At 64.4% G+C, this 16,147-nt stretch carries 13 protein-coding genes, 1 tRNA gene and 1 pseudogene; 4 read left to right on the forward strand and 11 right to left on the reverse strand.

The window, feature by feature from the left end; all coding sequences use genetic code 11:
• Nucleotides 1-183 precede the first annotated feature (183 nt).
• Nucleotides 184-2,571 (forward strand): lytic transglycosylase domain-containing protein, encoded by a 2,388-nt coding sequence (locus HYH08_RS06160; RefSeq protein WP_220008949.1) that lies wholly within the window; start codon nucleotides 184-186, stop codon nucleotides 2,569-2,571.
• 341 nt (nucleotides 2,572-2,912) lie between these two features.
• On the opposite strand, the gene HYH08_RS06165 is transcribed toward HYH08_RS06160, so the two are convergent.
• Nucleotides 2,913-4,514 (reverse strand): porin, encoded by a 1,602-nt coding sequence (locus HYH08_RS06165; protein WP_220008834.1) that lies wholly within the window; start codon nucleotides 4,512-4,514, stop codon nucleotides 2,913-2,915.
• 705 nt (nucleotides 4,515-5,219) lie between these two features.
• Here HYH08_RS06165 and HYH08_RS06170 point away from each other — a divergent pair.
• Nucleotides 5,220-5,312 (forward strand) — tRNA-Ser (locus HYH08_RS06170).
• 136 nt (nucleotides 5,313-5,448) lie between these two features.
• On the opposite strand, the gene HYH08_RS06175 is transcribed toward HYH08_RS06170, so the two are convergent.
• The 9 genes from HYH08_RS06175 to HYH08_RS06215 all read right to left on the reverse strand — a co-directional run bounded on the left by HYH08_RS06175 (nucleotide 5,449) and on the right by HYH08_RS06215 (nucleotide 13,733).
• A complete protein-coding gene (locus tag HYH08_RS06175; RefSeq protein ID WP_220008835.1) occupies nucleotides 5,449-5,658 on the reverse strand; it encodes a hypothetical protein in 210 nt (69 codons plus the stop codon).
• Nucleotides 5,659-5,813: 155 nt separating this feature from the next.
• Complete coding sequence (locus HYH08_RS06180) at nucleotides 5,814-6,080, reverse strand: hypothetical protein (RefSeq protein ID WP_220008836.1); 267 nt, start codon at nucleotides 6,078-6,080, stop codon at nucleotides 5,814-5,816.
• A gap of 1,582 nt (nucleotides 6,081-7,662) precedes the next feature.
• Nucleotides 7,663-9,141: an Asp-tRNA(Asn)/Glu-tRNA(Gln) amidotransferase subunit GatB gene (gene gatB, locus HYH08_RS06185; protein WP_220008837.1), complete on the reverse strand. Its 1,479-nt coding sequence runs from the start codon at nucleotides 9,139-9,141 to the stop codon at nucleotides 7,663-7,665.
• Complete coding sequence (locus HYH08_RS06190) at nucleotides 9,138-9,440, reverse strand: hypothetical protein (RefSeq protein WP_220008838.1); 303 nt, start codon at nucleotides 9,438-9,440, stop codon at nucleotides 9,138-9,140. The genes gatB and HYH08_RS06190 overlap by 4 nt, the downstream gene beginning before the upstream one ends.
• Entirely contained in the window at nucleotides 9,431-10,906 is a 1,476-nt protein-coding gene (gene gatA, locus HYH08_RS06195) for an Asp-tRNA(Asn)/Glu-tRNA(Gln) amidotransferase subunit GatA (RefSeq protein WP_220008839.1), read from the reverse strand. Before gatA ends, HYH08_RS06190 begins: the two co-directional genes overlap by 10 nt.
• Nucleotides 10,903-11,115 carry a hypothetical protein gene (locus HYH08_RS06200; protein ID WP_057756502.1) on the reverse strand — a complete coding sequence of 71 codons (213 nt, stop codon included), beginning with the start codon at nucleotides 11,113-11,115 and terminating at the stop codon, nucleotides 10,903-10,905. Before HYH08_RS06200 ends, gatA begins: the two co-directional genes overlap by 4 nt.
• Before the next feature lie 18 nt (nucleotides 11,116-11,133).
• Nucleotides 11,134-11,421, reverse strand: coding sequence for an Asp-tRNA(Asn)/Glu-tRNA(Gln) amidotransferase subunit GatC (gatC, locus tag HYH08_RS06205; RefSeq protein WP_128265297.1), 288 nt, complete (start codon nucleotides 11,419-11,421; stop codon nucleotides 11,134-11,136).
• Nucleotides 11,422-11,498: 77 nt separating this feature from the next.
• A complete protein-coding gene (locus HYH08_RS06210) occupies nucleotides 11,499-12,575 on the reverse strand; it encodes an NAD(P)H-dependent flavin oxidoreductase (RefSeq protein WP_220008840.1) in 1,077 nt (358 codons plus the stop codon).
• Between the two features lie 114 nt (nucleotides 12,576-12,689).
• Complete coding sequence (locus HYH08_RS06215) at nucleotides 12,690-13,733, reverse strand: NAD(P)H-dependent flavin oxidoreductase (protein ID WP_220008841.1); 1,044 nt, start codon at nucleotides 13,731-13,733, stop codon at nucleotides 12,690-12,692.
• A 97-nt stretch (nucleotides 13,734-13,830) separates the two neighbouring features.
• On the opposite strand from HYH08_RS06215, the gene HYH08_RS06220 reads away from it, so the two are divergent.
• Nucleotides 13,831-14,721 (forward strand): LysR family transcriptional regulator, encoded by an 891-nt coding sequence (locus tag HYH08_RS06220; RefSeq protein ID WP_220008842.1) that lies wholly within the window; start codon nucleotides 13,831-13,833, stop codon nucleotides 14,719-14,721.
• A 190-nt stretch (nucleotides 14,722-14,911) separates the two neighbouring features.
• Nucleotides 14,912-15,846: pseudogene (locus tag HYH08_RS06225) on the forward strand (cyclase family protein).
• 53 nt (nucleotides 15,847-15,899) lie between these two features.
• On the opposite strand, the gene HYH08_RS06230 reads toward HYH08_RS06225, so the two are convergent.
• Nucleotides 15,900-16,118: a hypothetical protein gene (locus HYH08_RS06230; RefSeq protein WP_220008843.1), complete on the reverse strand. Its 219-nt coding sequence runs from the start codon at nucleotides 16,116-16,118 to the stop codon at nucleotides 15,900-15,902.
• Nucleotides 16,119-16,147: the final 29 nt, after the last annotated feature.

A 16,147-nucleotide genomic window follows, 5' to 3' on the forward strand; every position in this document is an offset into this window, starting at 1 on the left:
GGCCGCGATTTTGCCGCGGTGGTGGTGCAAACCCGCCGGAAGTAAGCGGCTGTTGGTATTTTGTCCGCATATTCAATCAGATTCAGCTAGATCTTGAGCCACTTCACTGATTCGGGGCGACGAAACGCCGTGACCTCCTTTCCTCGTGCCGCCTGGCGATCCGCAGGTCTGGTCGTGAGCCTGATGGCCGCGCTGTCGGTCGGCTGCGCCGCTTTGGCCAAGTCCAGCGAGACGCCCGCGGACGGCGCCAAGGACACCGCAAAGCCAGCCGCCAAGGGCCCTGCGAAGGACGCAACGAAGGGACCGGCCAAAGGTTCGACCAAGGACACATCCAAGGAGACGTCCAAGGGAACCGGCAAGGAAACGGCGAAGGGCGCGAGCAAGGGAACAGCTCCCGCGGCAGCCAAGGATGCCAAGAAGCCGGCCAATGCCGGCAAGGAACCTGCCAAGCCCAAGTCCACTGCCGCAGCCCCCGCGCCAAAATCACAACCGGCCGCCAGCGGCTCGGCCCCCAAAGCCGCCCCCGCGCCGGCCGTGACGGCCACTATCCGGCCAACTGCCCCTGCCCCCGCCAAGCCGCTTCCGGCGCCCGTGCTGGCGCCGGCGACGCGCCAGCACGCCGCGCCGCGCAAGCCGGTCACACCCGCTGCGATCGCCGCGACCTCGTCGACGTCGCAGGCCGACAAGGACACGCTGGAGACCGTCATCGAGCTCGTGCGCAAGCGCAAGGCGGCAGACGCCAGCAATTACGCCGCCTCGATCACCGATCCCGTCGCGCGAAAGCTCGCCGAATGGATCATCCTGCGCAGCGAGGACAATGGCGCAACCGTCGAGCGCTATCGCGCCTTCCTCTCCGCAAACCCGAGCTGGCCGTCGCAGACCTTCCTGCGCCGGCGCCTCGAGGCTGCGATGTGGGACGACCGGCGCGACGACAGCGTCGCGTGGTCGTGGTTCGAGAACGAATCTCCGGTGTCCGCCAAGGGCCGCTTCACGCTCGCCAAGGCGATGCTGGCACGCGGCGACCGCGCCAATGCGGAGCGGCTCGTACGCGAGGCCTGGCGCAGCGATCCGATGTCGGAGGACACCGAGAACAACGCGCTCGACCAGTTCGGCGCGCTGCTCACGCCAGGCGACCAGAAGGCGCGGATGGACACGCTGCTCTACGGCAGCGAGAACGAGGCGGCACTGCGCGCCGCAAAACGTCTCGGTGCCGGCTATGTCGCGCTCGCCAGGGCCCGCATCGCGTCCTTCAAGAAGGCGCCGAACACGCGCGCGCTGCTCGAGGAGGTGCCGCGCGAGCTGCACAACGATCCCGGCTTCATCTTCAGCAAGATCCAGCTGCTGCGCCGCGAGGAGAAGTTCGCCGAAGCCGCACAGTTGATGCTGTCGGCGCCGAAGGACCCGAACCGGCTTTATAATCTCGACGAATGGTGGATCGAGCGGCGCCTGCTCGCGCGCAAGATGATCGACACCGAGGAATTCCGCAGCGCCTATCTGATCGCGCGCGACGCGGCCTTGCCCTCGCGCGACATCTACAAGACCGAGCAGGAATTCACCGCCGGCTGGATCGCGCTGCGCTTCCTCAACGATCCCACCACCGCAGCCCAGCATTTTGCCCGCATCGGCGTTGGCAGCGTCAACCCGACCACGCTGGCGCGCGCCGGCTATTGGCAGGGCCGCGCCGCGGAAGCCGCTGGGCGCCAACAGGAGGCGCGTAACGCCTACGCCCGCGCAGCCGAACAGTCGACCAGCTATTACGGCCAGCTCGCGCGCGCAAAGCTCGGCCTGCCGCAGATCGAGCTCAACAGCCAGCCGCGCGGCCGCGGTGCCGAGCGGCTCGAGATCGTCCGCGCCGCGCAGTTGCTCTACGAGCTCGACGAACGCGAGTTGGCGGTGCCCCTGCTCGCCGACATGGGCGAGAACGGCGATCCCGAAGCCCTCGCAGGCCTCGGCGAGCTGACCCAGCGCTACAGTGACGCGCGCGGCATGCTGCTGCTCGGCAAGGCCGCGCTCAACCGCGGCCTGCCGTTCGACTTCTACGCCTATCCCGTCAACGGCATTCCGCAGTTCACGCCGATCGGCCCCGAGGTCGAGCGCAGCATCGTCTATGCGATCGCGCGGCAGGAAAGCGCGTTCAATCCCGCCGTGGTCTCGCCGGCGCAGGCCTATGGGCTGATGCAGGTGACGCCGGACGCCGCGCGCTACGTCTGCAAGCGGCACGGCGCGACCTACGATCTCTCCCGGCTGAAGAACGATTCGGTGTACAATGCCACGCTCGGCTCGGCCGAGCTCGGCGGGCTGCTCGAGGATTATCGCGGCTCCTACATCATGACCTTCGCCGCCTACAATGCCGGCCGCGGCAGCGTGAAGAAGTGGGTCGACCGCTACGGCGATCCGCGCGATCCGAAGGTCGACGCGGTCGACTGGGTCGAGCTCATTCCCTTCTCCGAGACGCGCAATTACGTGCAGCGGATCATGGAGAACCTGCAGGTCTACCGCGCCCGCTTCGGTGGCGGCACGCGGCTCCAGATCGAAGCCGATTTGCGCCGTGGTGCCGGCAGCGTGGAGTAGAGCAACCTCTCCGCGCTCCCGATCTGCTGCCCAGAGCGTCGGTGACGCGCGTCGCCGATCGGCCGTGAGTCGGTGAAGGGCCTGAAGCTCGAGCGCGGCCTTCAGGCGCGCTATCTAGGCAGGGCGGTACCGGTCAACGACAGCAACCCGTGCACCCTTGGGCAAAGACGCCGCACCAGACGCCCCGACCAGATCGTTACGAACGATTGAAAGACCGGAAAGCAACATCTCGGCCTTGGTCGCTATTCCACGAGGTCAAAACAGGCAGCATGACCGGCACCGGCAAAAGAAAAGCCCCGGCGGTTTCCCGCCGGGGCTTCTGCCAAGTCGTTAGACCGAACTTACCAGTTGCGCTGAGCGCGGAGGAGCAGCGTGACCGAGTCCTGGTCCTTCAGCTCGTAGGTCGCAACCGGCTTGGCCGGAACCGCGATCAGAGCAGCCGGGGTCACAGTGCCCGCGTACTTCTGGTCGAGGTGGGTCCAAGTGAGGTCGGCCGAGAACGTCAGGTTCTTGACGGGGGTCCAGCGGGTGATGATACCCGCCTGGGCGATGTTGAAGTCCGGGTTACAGGCGGTCACGCCAGCCACACCGCCGAACACGCCGCCAACACCCGTCGGACCGCAGAGGGTCGTCTTGGCCAGCGAGCCGAACTGAGCCGAGGCGTAAGCACCGTAGATCGCCGTGTTCCAGAAGGGATCCCAGTTGTGGGTGTAAGCACCACGGAAGCCCCAGGTCTTCACGGTCTCCTGCGAGGAACCGGTCACGTACACGGTGTCCGGAGCGGTGGCGAAGCCGACGCTACCGTAGGCGATGTTCGAGCCGCCCCACATCGAATAGGTGCCGCTCGCCAGGTTCTGGAAGTTGTAGCGAGATGCGCCGTCGGTGTAGACGCCCTGGATGTTGATCGTGTCACCCGCGCCGGTCGGGATGTTCTTGATCGACAGAGCGAGCTGCACAGCCCAACCCCACTTGTCGTCGGGGTGGCCGGTCGGCTCGGTGGCGCCGTAGTAGGCAACGTGGTTGTCGTGCGCAGCCACCGACGCCTGGAAGAGGCCCCAAGCCTGGTCGACACGCACCATACCAACGAGGTTCGGCGAACGGCTGCCGCCGATGCCGGCGGAGCCGTAGGCGCCCGAGAGCATGCCGTACGCGGTCGCGCCGGTCATGTTGAGGTTGCCAGCCTGATAGTACTGGGTCGCGTCTTCAGCCGAGAACGCCGCCGTCACGCCCTGACCGAAGTCAGCGGTGTAGGTGAACTGGTTGACACCAGTGACCGTACCGCCGCCGCCGACGAGGCTGTCGAAGTTGTTACCGGGATAGTTCTGCCAGGGCGCGTCGAACTGCGACACGGCCTTACCCATCGTGAAACCAGCGAACTGGATGAAGGCATAGTACACGCCGAGCGAACCGCCCGAGGTGTTGCCGTCGGTGGAGTTCACAGCGCCGGACCCTGAACCGTAGAGGGTGGCCGCGCCGGTCAGCGGGTTGGTGCCAGCAGCCAGCGTACCGCTGTAGGCGGTGGTACCGGTGGCGCTGTTGGTGCCGACGTAGTTGCCGGTGGTCCAGGAGAACACGGCGTCGAAATAGGTACGGACGACGCCGTACTCGGTCGCTGTGCGCGTGTCGATGTTGAGATCTTCACGAGCGCGCATCGTGTAGTAGTTCGTCAGACGGTTGCGCGAACCGTTGGCGCCCTGGCTCGAAACGTTGAGACCGCTGCTGTAGTCCGAGTTGGTGCCCAGCGCGACTTCAGCGCGCAGATAACCACCCAGCTTGATGCAGGTGTCAGTGCCCGGGATATAGTAGAATCCGGCACCGTACAGGGAGCAGATCTTCACGTATTCGACCGCCTTGGCCTTCACGGGGAGATCGGCTGCCTGCGCTCCGCCCACGGCGATCAGACCCGCCGCTGAACCGAGCAAAAGGCTCTTAACCAACTTCATGTTAAACCTCCAAGTTTGCTCTATAGGGAAGGTTCCGGATCCGCTGGGTGAAACACCCTAAGGTTGGTTCCCTTGTCCCTTAACTCACCGCTTAGTCGCTTCGCGCCTTCGGACACACCCGCTGAACGCGAGGGACTTAAGCGAACCACCTAAAACGGGACGACCTTGGGATGCCCCCCTCCGTCGCTCAGTCACAATTACTGAACGTCCTTGCACACACAACAAGAGAACGCTCCGAAACGGGCCAACGAAGCGCGTTTCCCGGCAAGTGTTGCACAAATAACACGCAGATGTGATCAAAGCGTCATCGCAACACATTGTTTTTTCTTGCATTTTTTTAGCGGTTCCGGCTGCCCTCAAAACTCCCCATCTGAGGCACAACGGATCAGACCTCGCGCTAAGGCAGCTTTGACGCGCTCGAATCGTGGGAATCAGAAGGAGACTCAAGGAGAAGGCACGACTTCCCCCGCACCATTCTTTAAGGGGCACGAGTTCGGTCACGACGCGGCGCGAGGCTGAGCGGCAGAGCACTCTTTATGATGTGCGGGGAAGATCAGGGCCGGGACCGGCAGCTCGACCGCGGAGCCGACGAGATTCGAGCCTTCCATAGGCCCCCCTGCCACGAAAATCGCTGGGAATATTCGAGTACAAACACACGGTTACAAATTGACCGGCCCAAGCAAATAGAGGCATAAGGCTCGCACCGGAGAGGTGGCCGAGTGGCTGAAGGCAACGCTTTGCTAAAGCGTCATACGGTCTCAAGCTGTATCGAGGGTTCGAATCCCTCCCTCTCCGCCACCCACCAGCAGAATCCAAGACACGGGCGATCTTTCGGCTGAAAGCGATCATGGAGCCAGCGCGCTAGCCAGGCGCCGGGATCAGCACCACCGCCCTCAACACGATTCGCGCTCACCTTATATAGGCGTACCCGCCTCTAACGGCTGCAGCGCCAGACTCGCCAATGCGAGGGCGCGATCAGCACCGGCTCGTCAGCCCAGACGTTGAACCAGACGCCGCGCTTGCGCCGGCATGGAAACGTCCAGGGTTGAATGCCCGTCTTGTGCCGCTGTCCGAGTTCCAGATCGCAATCGTCGGGCGCGATCTGAATCGGCAGCCATCGTCCATTCGTGTCGAAGTCGCTCATGCCGCGCGGGTCTAGTGGGCGGCACGATGCAGAAACTTGATTCAGCGCAACGGAGTTCCCCCGTGAAACCACGGGGCCGCGTGCGATCTCAGCTCACAGCGTTTTCGAGCGAAGCGGATACCGGTTCCCGTAACGAAAACCCGTCAAGCAAGCGTTCAATGAGCGGAAACCCAGGCCCGCGCGTCGCGCTGCGCAGCCGAGATCTCGGCATCCGACATCTGGCCGGCGACTTCCTGGCGCAGCGCCACGGCGTCCTTGCGGCCCTTCAGGGCGGCGAGGTTGAACCATTTATGCGCGGCGACGAGATCGACGAGGCCGGAACGGCCGCTGGCCCAATAGAGGCCACGCTCGAACAGCACGTCCGACAGCGCGCTCGCATCGACCGGCGTCGCCGTATCGAGATCGAAAGTACCCTGAAACATAACGCATCCCCTTTTCTTCTTATGCCGCCTCGTCCCCCGAGCGCGGCTCCCGTCCAACTCTGATGTGCAGGATCCCTTCCGGGATCGTGCGCTGTTCAACTCTTCCCCGGGGCATCATGCCCGACGCCGTTTGCCGGCTTGTTGAAGGCGATGATGGCGGGCAAATTTGAATGGCAGTTTAAGTATCGCGATGAAGCAGACGTAAACGCGCACCCCGGCGGCTCGCGCGACGAATGCAAGAAGTCACCGTTTTGCAGGTACTTCTGCGATTCGTCAGATTCGGTTTACCTTGGGATTTTGGGAGAACGATAACCATCTCGCGCGCTGGCGCAGGTGCTGTGGTGATAATTTGCCGACAAGCAGCGCGCGGCTGTGGCCACACCTGCCCTGTCATTCCCTGCGGCCGGTTCTCGCCTTCGGCGAGCCCGATGACATGATTGGGAATCCAGAACGTCGCGGTCCATTGGCGCAACCAGGGCCGTCTCGGCGCACCGGATCGCCCGGTCGGCACCGGGCGATGACACCGCGCCCCGGAAAGCGGCGCGCGAACGTCGAACAGACGTATCGCGCCTTCGCCTGCTTCACGGCAGTGCGGCCACGTCGGCGCGGCGATATCGCGGTCAGATCAGCAATGTGGGAAATGGGATTGCCGGCAATACCCCGGCCTCAGGGAACGAGGGCGTCGGCGAACACGTCAGGACCAGATTCCAAATTGGCCCGAAGGCCGCTCGTGGAATTGCGGAGCCCCGGAGGAGAACCGCACCGAACGAAGAAAACTCGTTTCTTCTGCCGGACCGCGAAAGAGAACGATCCGACCGTTGACCTGATGTCTCGCCGACACCCTCTATCGTCGACCAGAACCTCTAGGAGGCGCTGATGACGTGCCGGCTACGAGGAGCCGGCAACTTCAAAGAAGCGAAGTTACTTCTTCTTCTTCGCGACCTTGCGGGTCTTCTTCGCAGTCTTCTTCACTGCGCTCTTCGCCTTCTTCGCCTTCTTCGCTTTCTTGGCCATGTTGCCCTCCGATGTGTGAGATGGCTTTAATCGCTGCATGCATTCGGGGATCGAGTGCACACTCATTCCGAATACACCAACACGACGAAAAAAACATCTTCTCACTTAAGGAAGTGTTGACGGCGCAGTGCGCGTGCGCCAGCCGCAGCTGATTTGCCGGCACGCAGCGACACGCGTCCGCAATTGCAAATGCGTCGCGCGACAACGACGTCCGCGAGCGCAGCGATTGCAGGAAAACACTATGAAGCAAGTATTATTCTGCGCACGCGCACCGCGCATGGTCGGTGCGATGACGCGCGCTGCAAAGCGCGCGTCGGCGTCGCGAAGCCGAGTCGCGGACTCTGAGTCGCGATTTTTGGCAACGAAATTATTTTCGTGCTTAACGGCGGAAGCGTTCGTCGGAGCGCGTGCAAGTCGCCGTTTTGAGCGAATCGCGCGACCTGCGATTCGCATCCGCATCGCGTCCTCGACGGGATGACGTTCGCCGTCGGCGATGCGTGCGCGCGTCTCGTCTCGACGTCGCGCGAGGTGACGATGCGTGTCCGTCACCTCGTTCGAATGTGTGAGGCTAGAGGCCGAGCTTCGACTTGAGCAGGTCGTTGACGCTCTGCGGGTTGGCCTTGCCGCCGGACGCCTTCATCACCTGGCCGACGAACCAGCCGAGCGACTGCGGCTTATCCTTCACCTGCGCGGCCTTGTCGGGATTGGCCGCGATGATGTCGTCGACAACCTTTTCGATCGCCGAAAGATCCGTCACCTGCTTCATGCCGCGGCTCTCGACCAACGCGCGCGGGTCGCCGCCCTCCTGCCAGACGATCTCGAACAGATCCTTGGCGATCTTGCCGGAGATCGTGCCCTCGCCGATCAGGTCGATGATGGCGGCGAGCTGCTCAGCGCTCACGGGCGAGTCCGTAATATCCCGGCCTTCCTTGTTGAGACGGCCGAACAGCTCGTTGATCACCCAGTTCGCCGCCATCTTGCCGTCGCGGGCGCGGTTGGCGAGTTTGTCGAGCACGGTCTCGTAGAACACCGCGCTCTCGCGCTCGGCGACGAGCACGCTCGCATCATAGGCCGACAGGCCGAGATCGGCGACGAAGCGCGTCTTCTTCTGGTCCGGCAGCTCGGGCAGCTCCGCCTTCAGCGCATCGACGAAGCCCTGCGAGAATTCCAGCGGCAGCAAATCCGGATCGGGGAAGTAGCGATAGTCGTGCGCCTCTTCCTTGGAGCGCATCGAGCGCGTCTCGCCCTTGTTGGGGTCGTAGAGCCGCGTTTCCTGCTCGATCTGGCCGCCATCCTCGAGGATCTCGATCTGGCGGCGCGCCTCGAACTCGATCGCCTGGCCGATGAAGGTGATCGAGTTCATGTTCTTGATCTCGCAGCGGGTGCCGAGCGGCCCGCCCGGCTTGCGCACCGAGACGTTGACGTCAGCGCGCAAGGAACCTTTCTCCATATCGCCGTCGCAGGTGCCGAGATAGCGCAGGATCGAGCGCAGCTTGGTCACATAGGCCTTGGCCTGCTCGGCATCGCGGATGTCGGGCTTGGAGACGATCTCCATCAGCGCCACGCCGCAGCGGTTGAGGTCGACAAAGGACATGGACGGCGACTGGTCGTGCAGCAACTTGCCGGCATCCTGCTCCAGATGCAGCCGTTCGATGCCGATAGTGGCGGTCTTGCCGCCGTCCAGTTCGAGCACGACCTCGCCCTCGCCCACGATCGGCGACTTGTACTGGCTGATCTGGTAGCCCTGCGGCGAGTCCGGATAGAAATAGTTTTTCCGGTCGAACACCGAACGCAGATTGATCTTGGCGTTGAGACCGAGCCCGGTCCGGACAGCCTGCCTGACGCACTCTTCGTTGATGACGGGCAGCATGCCCGGCATCGCGGCGTCGACGAGCGACACATGGGTGTTCGGATCGCCGCCGAACGTGGTCGAGGCACCCGAGAACAGCTTTGAGTTCGAGGTCACCTGGGCATGAACCTCCATGCCGATGACCATCTCCCAATCGCCGGTTGAGCCTTTGAGAAGCTTGTGCGTGGCCGTGCTCATGTCGTGCTCCCGAGCAGCGTGGCAGCGATCCGCTCCCACTCCGCTTCCAATGAATCCTTTGCTGTCGGCTGGCCGGCCTGGCGGTACCAATAGCCGGCATTGCCGAGATCGCCTTCGACGCGGTGCAGGTAGGCATGCACCCAGGCCGCATCGCGGCTGCCCTCGTCCTGCACGATCCTGTGCGCCTGGTCCCAGTCGCCCTTGGCAGCCCACCAGAGACCTCTGAGCGGCGCGCTCAGCCCAGGCGCGGGCGCCGCGCGGTCGAGGCTTGCGATGAAATCCGCGACATTCACCACCACCTCGCGGGTGTGAAGCGGCCGGCGGCCTGCTCGATCACCTCACCGAGCGAGAACAGCGTCTCCTCGTCGAAGGGACGGCCGATCAGCTGAAGCCCGAGCGGCAGGCCTTGCGCGTCCTTGCCGGCGGGCACGGCGATGCCGGGCAGGCCCGCCATGTTCACGGTCACCGTGAAGATGTCGTTGAGATACATCTCGACTGGATCCGCGCCGCCCTTCTCGCCGATGCCGAAGGCCGCCGACGGCGTCGCGGGGGTGAGGATCGCGTCGACGCCCCTGGCGAAGCAATCCTCAAAATCCTTCTTGATCAGCGTGCGGACCTTCTGCGCGCGCAGGTAATAGGCGTCGTAATAGCCGGCCGAGAGCACATAGGTGCCGATCATGACACGGCGACGCACCTCGGCGCCAAAACCTTCGGCGCGGGTGTTCTCGTAGAGCTCGATGATGTTCTTAGCCGACTCGCGCAGGCCGTAGCGGACGCCGTCGTAACGCGCGAGGTTCGAGGACGCCTCCGCCGGAGCCACGATGTAATAGGCCGGCAGCGCGTATTTGGTGTGCGGCAGCGACACCTCGACCAGCTCGGCACCGGCCGCCTTCAGCCACTCTGCACCTTCGCTCCAGAGCTTCTCGATCTCGGCCGGCATGCCGTCGAGACGATATTCCTTGGGGATACCGATCCGCTTGCCTTTCACCGACTGGCCGATCGCGGCCTCGTAATCCGGCACGGGAATGTCGACCGAGGTGGTATCCTTGGGATCGTGCCCGGCCATCGAGCGCAGCAGCATCGCCGCATCGCGCGTTGTGCGCGCGATCGGACCGGCCTGATCGAGCGAGGACGCAAAGGCGACGATGCCCCAGCGCGAGCAGCGGCCATAGGTCGGCTTGATGCCGACGGTGGCGGTGAACGCCGCCGGCTGGCGGATCGAACCGCCGGTGTCGGTCGCGGTCGCGCCCATGCACAGCAGCGCCGCCACCGCCGAGGCCGAGCCACCGGACGAGCCGCCCGGCACCAGCGTGGTGTTGGAACCTTCACGCCGCCAGGGATTGCCGACAGGACCGAAGCAGGAGGTCTCGTTGGCCGAGCCCATCGCGAACTCGTCATTGTTGAGCTTGCCGAGCATCACCGCGCCATCGCGCCACAGCTGCGAGGTGACGGTGGACTCATAGGTCGGCACGAAATTGCCCAGAATCTTCGAGCACGCCGTAGTGCGCACGCCCTTGGTCGCGAACAGATCCTTGATGCCGAGCGGAATGCCGGCGAGCGGGCCGCCCTCACCCCTGGCGATCTTCTCGTCCACGGCCTTCGCCATCTCGCGCGCGCGATCCGGTGTCTCCATCACGAAGGCATTGAGCACGCGTGCCTTCTCGATCGCGGAAAGATGCGCGTCGGTCAGCTCGAGCGACGTGAAAGTCTTGTCGGCGAGACCCTTGCGGGCCTCGGCGAGCGTCAGCGATGTCAAATCGGTCATTTATTGATCGGGCTGCAGAAGAACGGAGACAGGGTCTTGTCGTTGGCCGGGTCGTCTTTTTTGGCGGCCGCATTCGCGGCGGCCTGGAGCTCGTCGAGCACTTCATTGACGGCGACATTGGGATCGGCAGCCTTGCCCTGCCGCTCCATCTTGTCGAGGTAATTCATGTAGGCCTGATAGGCCTTCTCATCGTCGCAAAGCAGACACATCGGACCACGTCCTGAAAATTATTCGACGACCTTCGGCACCAGGAAGAAGTGCCCCTCAGTCGCCGGTGCATTGGCAACGATATCGTCGGCGATCTCGCCGTCATCGACCACGTCCTGCCGCTTCTTCATCTGCATCGGGGTCACCGAGGTCATCGGCTCCACGCCCTCGACATTGACCTCCGAGAGCTGCTCGACGAAGGCAAGCATGGCATTGAGCTCGCCCTGAAGATGCGGAACCTCGTCCTCGGAAACCGCAATGCGCGCCAGATGCGCGATGCGGCGGACGGTAGCGGCGTCGACGGACATTATATAAGGCCTCTCACGGCAAAAACCCATGTGCCGTATAGCAGAGGCCGCTTTTGCGCCGCAACCGGCGCTTTCCCTTAGCCGGCCAGCGCTTTCATGCGCGCCAGCGCCGATCTGGCAAAATCCCGGGTCAATTCGGCCGCGGGGACCTCGCGTCCCAGGGCAACGGCCTGCCCGGCCCAGAGATTGGTAAAATCCACCCTGCCCTGCTTTTCGGCCGCCGTCTTGAGCGGTGCCAGCGCGGTCGCGGCATGGGGAAACGGCGGCGCATCCGGCGAGATCGGGCCGGCCTCGCGCATCAGGCGGTTCTGGACACCGCGCGCCGGGCGTCCGGTCATGACATTGGTGATGACGGTGGAATCATCCCGCGCCTCGGCCAGCGCCTTGCGGCCGCCGGCGCTGACCTTGGATTCCGGACAGCGCAGATAGGCGCTGCCGATCTGCACGCCGGAGGCCCCGAGCGCGAAGGCGGCGGCGATGCCGCGCCCGTCGGCGATGCCGCCGGCCGCGATCACGGGCACCTTCACGGCGTCGGCGACCTGCGGCACCAGCGCAAACGTGCCGGGCTGCTCGGCGATCTTGTCGGTCAGGAACATGCCGCGATGGCCGCCGGCTTCGGCGCCCTGCGCGATCACGGCATCGACGCCATGCTGCTCGAGCCAGACCGCTTCCTTTACGGTGGTGGCCGACGAGATGACGAGACAGCCGGCCGCCTTGACGCGCTTGAGCAGCGATTCCTCCGGCAGGCCGAAATGAAAGCTGACGATTTCAGGCTTCAGCTCCTCGACGACCTCGCAGAACGCGGCGTCGAACGGCGCGCGGTTCGCGGCGTTGATCGGTGCCGCCGGATCGAGACCATGCTCGGTGTAATAGCCCGTGAGCCGCTGCTTCCAGCGCGCTTCGGCCTCAGTCGTGAGATCGATCGGCGTGTGGCAGAAGAAGTTCATGTTCACCGGCGCCTTCACGCGCTGGCGGATGATGTGAACCTGCTCGCGCGCCTTTTCCGGCGACAGCATCGCGCTCGGCAGCGAGCCGAGCCCCCCGCCTTCCGCCACGGCGATCACCAGTTCGGCATCCATCACGCCGGCCATCGGCGCCAGCACGATCGGGAATTCGGTCTTAAACAGATCGATCAGTCGACGGTCAGGCCACATGGTTTATCTCGCTCTCTCTTCCCCTCTCCCCTGGTGGGAGAGGGTGTCTCGCCGCGATAGCGGCGAGACGGGTGAGGGGTTGCATCCGCGGACACAGACCTCTCTAATTTGATTTTATTCTCCGCGGAGAGAACCCCTCATCCGGCGCTGCGCGCCACCTTCTCCCACAAGGGGAGAAGGAAGAACACCTCCCGCCGAATTCCGTCTTCCTTCCAAAAGCTGCTCCGCTTCAGCCGCAATCCGCTCGACGATTTCGGCCGCCGGCGGAATATCATGGATCAGGCCGACCGCCTCGCCTGCGATCACGGCGGCGACATCGAAATTGCCGGCGGCCTTGGCAGCGGCATACTCCGCCGCGACTGCGGCGACATTCTGCATCAGCTCGACCTCGCGGCCGATCCAGCGCCTGGCGTGATCATTGACCAGACACCGTCCCGTGAACGGCGCCGGCCAGACATTGTTGCGGGAGAGATCGAAGATGATGCCGCGCAACGTGGAGCCGCTGTTCGCTGCGCAGATGCGCCGCTTGGCCTCCTCCAGGCCATCGGCCTCCTGGCTCGCATAGAAGCGCGTGCCGAGCAGCACCCCGCTCGCGCCCAGCATCATCATGGCGGCGAGCCCGCGCCCGTCGGCGATGCCGCCGGCCGCGACAACAGGCACACGGCCCGCAGCGAGATCGACGATGCCAGGCACGAGATCGATGGTCGTGCGCGCGGCACCATGGCCGCCCGCCTCCGTGCCCTGCGCGATCAGAACGTCAGCGCCCGCCTCGAGCGCCTGCCGCGCCATCGCCTCGTCCTGCACCTGGCAGATCAGGCGCGCGCCGGCGGATCTGATCCTCGGCGCGAACGGCGCGGGATCGCCGAACGACAGCATGATTGCCGACGGTTTTGCGGCGAGCGCGACATCGAGCAGCTCCGGTCGCTTCGCAAGACTCCAGGTGATGAAGCCGATGCCGAACGGCGCAGGCAGGCCGGCGAGCTTCGCCGTCTCCTGCTCGAGCCACGCCCGCTCGCCGTAGCCGCCGCCGAGAATGCCAAAACCGCCGGCGCGGCTCACCGCCGTCACCAGCCGGCTGCCGGCGATGATATCCATCGGCGCCAGCAGGATGGGATGCCTGATATCCAGCAGCCTCGTCAGCGACGTCGCAATGGGCATGGTCCCTCCCTGATCTGGACAGTCAGACTAGGCGCGACTAGCATTCACGAAAAATGAATTCTAGCGAACGCTGCCATCACAAAAGCGAAACGACGCCATGGAACTCAGCGATATCCAGACTTTTGCCGCCGTCGCCCGCACGGGCGGCATCACCCGCGCCGCCGAAGAGCTGAACACGGTCCAGTCGAACGTCACCCAGCGCGTGAAGGCGCTGGAAGCCGAAATCGGCACGCCGCTGTTCGAGCGCCACTCGCGCGGCATGGCGCTGACCGGCGCCGGCAAACGCCTCCTCCCCTACGCGCAGCGGATGGCGGCGCTGTCGCGCGAAGCGGTGCTCGCCGCGCGCGACGATGGCGAGCCGAAGGGACCGCTGGCGATCGGCTCGATGGAGACGACCGCGGCCGTGCGGCTGCCGCCGCTGCTCGCCGATTTCCATCGCCGCTTCCCCGCCGTGCGCCTTTCCCTGCGCACCGCGACCACGGCCGATCTCGTCGCCGGCGTGCTCGACGGCACGCTCGATGGCGCCTTCGTCGCAGGTCCCATCGCGCATGCCGATCTCACCATAACAAGCGCCTTTCGCGAAGAGCTGGTGCTGGTCAGCGCGCGGCGCTGGGCTTCGCTTGCCGAGCTGCGCGCCGGCACGCCCGAGTCCGGTCCGACCGCGCTGGTGTTCCGCACCGGCTGCACCTATCGCCAGCGCCTCGAACAGGTGTTCGTCGAATACGGCTGGCCGTCTGCCGCGCGTTTCGAGCTCGGCACGCTCGACGGCATGATCGGCTGCGTCGCCGCCGACATGGGCGTAACGCTGCTGCCGCGCGCCGTGGTCGAACGCAGCGCGATGAACGGCAGCGTCGCGATCCACACGCTGAGCCCGTCGCATGCGCGCGCCGAGACGCTCTTCATCCAGCGCAGCGCCGGGCATCAATACAGCGCGCTTGAGGGCTTCGCGGCTTGCCTGAAGAAGGACGATCAGGTCATCGCGGCTTGAGGCAGACGTCACGTTCCACGCCGCGAAATTCGTCACAAATCCATCGCGCTTGAATCGATCTGTGCTGCGTTCAGCCGCCGCAGCGCAGCACATCGAAAAGCTTTGAAGGCTGTCACTCTTCTACGTTAGGATGAGCGACTGGCCAGCGCGAAACCACAACGAAGCCAAAACAAAATCGGGAGGATGATCGATGCGCAATACGCTCGTGTTGTGCTGCGTCGCCGTGTTGTCGGCGATATCAGGAACTGCAAGCGCACAGGACTGGACCAAATCGAAATGGGGGCCGAACGACGAGATCGGCGCCGCCAACTACATGACGCCGGAGCTCGTGCTGAAGGCGGCCTCGCTGGTGAAGACCGGCAAGACCTACGCCCTCGGCATTCCCGTCACGCCACAGACGCCCGCTTATCCGCCGCGTCAATTCAAGCTCACCATCGTGCAGCCGGGACAGGCCGGCAGCCCGGGCCTCGGCCCCAACAAGGCGACCTATAACGACGACATCCTCGACACCTGGGTTGGCATCGGCAGCCAGATCGACGGGCTCGGCCATCTCGGCATCGAGCACGTCTATTACAACGGCAACAAGCTCGCCGACTTCGCCGATCCGAACGGGTTGAAGAAGTTCGGCATCGAGAAGGTGCCGCCGATCGTCACCCGCGGCGTGCTGTTCGACATGGCCGCCTATTTCAAGACCGACATCGTCAAGGAAGGCACCGCCTTCAACGTCAAGGAGATCGAGGAAGCGGCCAAGGCGCAGAACATCGAGATCCGCCAGGGCGACGTCGTGATCTTCCACACCGGCTGGCTCAGCCTGATCGGCAAGGATGACAAGCGCTACTCGGCGGGTGAACCCGGCCTCGGCGTCGAAGGCGCGAAATATCTCACTGGCAGGGGCGTCGTCGCGATCGGCGCCGACACCGGGGCGCTCGAGGTGCTGCCGTTCGAATCGAAGAACATTTTCGAGGTGCACCAGATCCTGCTTGCGATGAACGGGACCTACATCCTCGAGAACATGGACACCGCCGCGCTCGCGAAGGACAAGGGCTATGAATTCCTGTTCGTGCTGGGCCAGCCGCGCTGGACCGGCGCGTGCAGGCCATGATCAACCCGATCGCGATCCGCTAGCCGAAGACCCGGGCGAGGATCAGTCTGTCGCCCGGCAGGCCCCCTCGCCCGAATTATGTCTGCGGCCTGAGATGCCAGCGCCGCAGCGCAACCAGAGCCCAGATCACCTCGACGAGGCCGAACGGCCAAGCCCCTTGTAGAAAGCCGTAGGCCGAGCCGAGCGCGCACGAGATGGCGAACAGCAGCACGAACCAATGGCTGCGGTCTTCCAAGGCATAGCAGACCAGCATCGCGGTGACGGCAAACAGGCCGAATAGTGTCAGTGCATCCATGTTCCGGGTTCACCCCGCAGCGCGACGCG

The organism is Bradyrhizobium sp. BR 10289, assembly GCF_019455385.1.
Lineage (GTDB): Bacteria > Pseudomonadota > Alphaproteobacteria > Rhizobiales > Xanthobacteraceae > Bradyrhizobium.

Bases quoted from the DNA above. Each gene is read 5' to 3' on its own strand.
- HYH08_RS06220 (WP_220008842.1), top strand. From the start codon at position 13,831: ATGGAACTCAGCGATATCCAGACTTTTGCCGCCGTCGCCCGCACGGGC.
- HYH08_RS06180 (WP_220008836.1), bottom strand. From the start codon at position 6,080: ATGTTTCAGGGTACTTTCGATCTCGATACGGCGACGCCGGTCGATGCG.
- HYH08_RS06165 (WP_220008834.1), bottom strand. From the start codon at position 4,514: ATGAAGTTGGTTAAGAGCCTTTTGCTCGGTTCAGCGGCGGGTCTGATC.
- HYH08_RS06210 (WP_220008840.1), bottom strand. From the start codon at position 12,575: ATGTGGCCTGACCGTCGACTGATCGATCTGTTTAAGACCGAATTCCCG.
- HYH08_RS06160 (WP_220008949.1), top strand. From the start codon at position 184: ATGGCCGCGCTGTCGGTCGGCTGCGCCGCTTTGGCCAAGTCCAGCGAG.
- gatB (WP_220008837.1), bottom strand. From the start codon at position 9,141: ATGAGCACGGCCACGCACAAGCTTCTCAAAGGCTCAACCGGCGATTGG.
- HYH08_RS06230 (WP_220008843.1), bottom strand. From the start codon at position 16,118: ATGGATGCACTGACACTATTCGGCCTGTTTGCCGTCACCGCGATGCTG.
- HYH08_RS06200 (WP_057756502.1), bottom strand. From the start codon at position 11,115: ATGTGTCTGCTTTGCGACGATGAGAAGGCCTATCAGGCCTACATGAAT.
- HYH08_RS06215 (WP_220008841.1), bottom strand. From the start codon at position 13,733: ATGCCCATTGCGACGTCGCTGACGAGGCTGCTGGATATCAGGCATCCC.
- gatA (WP_220008839.1), bottom strand. From the start codon at position 10,906: ATGACCGATTTGACATCGCTGACGCTCGCCGAGGCCCGCAAGGGTCTC.
- gatC (WP_128265297.1), bottom strand. From the start codon at position 11,421: ATGTCCGTCGACGCCGCTACCGTCCGCCGCATCGCGCATCTGGCGCGC.
- HYH08_RS06175 (WP_220008835.1), bottom strand. From the start codon at position 5,658: ATGAGCGACTTCGACACGAATGGACGATGGCTGCCGATTCAGATCGCG.